The organism is Alteromonas sp. 14N.309.X.WAT.G.H12 (assembly GCF_036697315.1).
Classification (GTDB): domain Bacteria; phylum Pseudomonadota; class Gammaproteobacteria; order Enterobacterales; family Alteromonadaceae; genus Alteromonas.
In genome coordinates this window covers 1-3,250 of the sequence record NZ_JBAHZB010000142.1, presented here as the reverse complement: position 1 = coordinate 3,250, position 3,250 = coordinate 1, and the positions used below count along the sequence as shown (strand labels likewise).

3 protein-coding genes and 1 pseudogene are annotated in these 3,250 nt (G+C 48.6%); 1 reads left to right on the top strand and 3 read right to left on the bottom strand.

Going from position 1 to position 3,250, the window contains the following annotated elements:
* Positions 1 to 316 (bottom strand): annotated as a pseudogene (locus tag V5298_RS18955) (ATP-binding cassette domain-containing protein); the annotation flags it as partial.
* Between the two features lie 104 nt (positions 317 to 420).
* Between V5298_RS18955 and V5298_RS18950 the strand changes: the two are divergent.
* On the top strand, positions 421 to 1,059 hold the full coding sequence (locus V5298_RS18950; RefSeq protein WP_332933000.1) for an arylesterase: 639 nt from the start codon (positions 421 to 423) through the stop codon (positions 1,057 to 1,059).
* A 68-nt stretch (positions 1,060 to 1,127) separates the two neighbouring features.
* On the opposite strand, the gene V5298_RS18945 is transcribed toward V5298_RS18950, so the two are convergent.
* Positions 1,128 to 2,405 (bottom strand): amidohydrolase family protein, encoded by a 1,278-nt coding sequence (locus V5298_RS18945; protein ID WP_332932996.1) that lies wholly within the window; start codon positions 2,403 to 2,405, stop codon positions 1,128 to 1,130.
* Positions 2,402 to 3,250 (bottom strand): amidohydrolase family protein (locus tag V5298_RS18940; RefSeq protein WP_332932995.1); only part of this gene is annotated, 849 nt, incomplete at its 5' end. The genes V5298_RS18945 and V5298_RS18940, both read right to left, overlap by 4 nt.

Sequence of the window (3,250 nt, the reverse complement as noted above, 5' to 3'; positions counted from 1 at the left end):
CTAAAATTGCTTTTGCCCGCGCTTTGGCATCTTTAAAACCGGCGATTTCCGCAGGCAACATCACATTTTCAATGGCCGTTAAACTTTGTACCAACATAAAACTTTGAAAGATAAAACCGACTTTTTCACCACGTAACCGGGCCCGTGCTTCTTCGTTCATGGTATGTAATGCGTCGCCGGTAAGGTATATTTCACCGGAAGAGACTTCATCAAGGCCTGCGAGTAGCCCTAACAGAGTGGATTTACCGGAGCCGGACGCACCAACGATGGCAACAGACTCACCCGCCTTGACTTCAAAAGAAATAGGCTGAAGGATCTGTAATTCACCTTCACTCGTAGATACTGTTTTTGTTACGTTTTGGGTTCTTATCATAAGGAGTAGTCACTGTCGTGTGTTTGTTGCAACGATATCGCCGTGGAATGTGCGCACTGGCCATAGTATTTTTATCGCTGATCCTGTTTTCAGATCATCTTTATGCTGCTTCGCGGGACGCACAAAGTTCGCCCCAATTCAAATTGTTAGTCCTTGGTGACAGCCTAAGCGCTGGCTATGGTCTTACGCAAGCAGAAAGTTGGGTTAGTGTGTTACAAAATATCTGGAACGATGAGTCAGTTCCGATTGAAGTGATAAATGCTGCGATAAGCGGAGAAACCACCGATGGTGGCCTAGCTCGCCTGCCCCGCTTGCTGGAACAACATCACCCTACACACCTACTTATAGAATTAGGGGGAAATGACGGTTTACAAGGGCATTTAGTCTCTAAAACCCAAAAGAACTTAAATACTATGGTTAAACTGGCCCAGGATGGCGGTATTACTGTCTTTATTCAGGATATGGAGATCCCATCAAATTACGGTAAACGCTATACCCAAATGTTTGCTGATACCTTCGATACGGTGGCAGCTGAGAACAAGGTGGTGTTGATCCCGTTTTTTCTTGCCGATATTGCCCTTGATAAAACCCTGATGCAACGAGATGGCATTCACCCTAACGCCATCGCACAGCCTAAAATAGCCCGTTACATGTACGAGCAACTTACCCCTTTGATCGTAAAATAACCCTCCCATAAAAAAGCCCGCCAGTGAAATGAATTAATCACTGACGGGCTTGTGTTTATCTTCCTACGCTAGGGTTTCACGTAATGGGATTTCTCTGCTTTAGGATCTTCTTGTACTTTAAGATAGCGATCACGCAGTTGGGTTTGTCGGGATGTCATCTCAATGACCTCACCGTCAATCAACACCTGCTCTGGTGCTTCGGTGACCTCCAAGGGATCGCCACTCCAGATAACCACATCCGCGTGTAATCCCGGCGCTAACGTTCCCACTTTATCATCCACGCCAAGAATATAGGCCGGTACCGAGGTTAAACTGGCAATACCACCTTCATAGGACAAGCCGTTTGCCACCGCATTGCCCGCATGCTGTGTGGCAAGACGAATATTGTGGGTTTCAATACCAATTGCGACCTTCACGCCCGCTGCTTCTAAACGCCCAGCATTATGTAGCGTGGCTCCAATTTGCTCAAAGTTTTTCGGCAAATTTAACTGGGGATCAAGGATCACGGGTATCTCTGCAGCGGCTAATTCATCGGCAACACGCCAAGCTTCCACACCATGTAGCAACACCAATCTGATATCAGGGTGACGTTGTTTAAAAGCTATCACCTGACGGATATCTGCCACCCGGTCGGCTTCCATAAACAGCGGTAGTTCGCCGCTAACCACGTTTTGCAATGCCCGTAGGTCTGCCCGAGTGTTTATGCCTTCCCACGTTGTGGTAAGGGAAGGTACAGAGGACAAACTATCGGCTTCATTGAGCACAGACTCCAACAAGATCCAAAGTGCTGAGCGCGAACCGCCATGAGCATCCGCTGCGCTGCCGTTCATGTTTACCACCATAAACGCACTGTTTTTAATGATATCGGCGTCATCATCAAGGCTAATCACCGCCCCCTGACCACGAAAAAGTAAATCCGTACGCTGAACCGTGGTACCGGCTGTGGTGAAACCTTCAATTCGGGTGACATCAATCAACGTAGAATCGGGGTTTATCGCATAGGAAACATCCAGCGCGGCGCCTGTATGGCTAATGTTCGGCTCTCCCACTGAGGAGTCCACTTCACCGGCCCAACTGGACACTTCCACTAACCCTAACGAAGTTAATGTACCAATAAAGCCCGGTGTCACCACCTTGCCACTGGCGTCTATACGTGTGTAACCTGCGGGTACGTCATCTTGGTCGCTAACCCTTTCTATTTTTCCGTCCCGGATCAGCACCGTTCCTGATTCAATGGTGCCCTGCTCGGTCTGAGTTATGATCGTGCCGCCCACAATGGCGATATTTTCGGCTAACGCCGATGTACTCAACGCGGCTGCGATGGCTAATGATAAAATATGCTTCATTTTGCGTCTCCCTCGCCCAGCTGGCCAACTTCAAAATCGCTCAATGGCCAGTTGTCTTTGTTGTCCAATGAGAATGCCTCACCGCCGTCTATGTACACCCGTTCTGCTTTCGTATAGGTCGAGAAAGGGTTTCCGCTCCACAGCACCAAATCGGCGTTTTTACCGGTTTCTAACGATCCTGTTTGGTCAAAGATCCCCAGTGATTTAGCAGGATTTGCGCTTAACCATTGCCATGCGTCGGCCATAGCAATATCAATACCCGCCCGTTTACCGTCAGACCAGGCTTTTGCCGCTTCCTGATTTAATCGTTGGATACCCAAGGGATCGTCTGAATGGACAATGGTGCAGGCCTTGGCTTGATGTACCATGGGAATATTCTCACGAATGCCGTCGTAGGCCTCTAGCTTAAAGCCCCACCAATCTGCCCATAAGGAGGCACAGACGTTATTTTCTGCCAGTTTATCGGCGATTTTGTACGCTTCAACAGCATGGTGGAAGGATGCGATCTTATAGTTAAATTCTTTCATCATATCCATCATGACCACCATTTCATCGGCGCGGTAACAATGCATGTGTACCAAGATGTCACCCTGTAATACACCGGCCATGGTTTCTTTGTCCAAATCTCGCTTCGGTGGTTTCGGATTTTTCCCCGCCGCGTAGTCGGCTTCATATTTTTCCCAATCCCGCATATAGGCTTGGGTGTCTGACCAGGCTTGGCGATAACCTTTTACGTTACCCATGCGAGTCGCCGGGCCACCCCGTTTACCATAAACCCGTTTCGGGTTCTCACCACACGCCATTTTCATACCGTAGGGCGCATCGGGAAATTTCATATCTTGCAT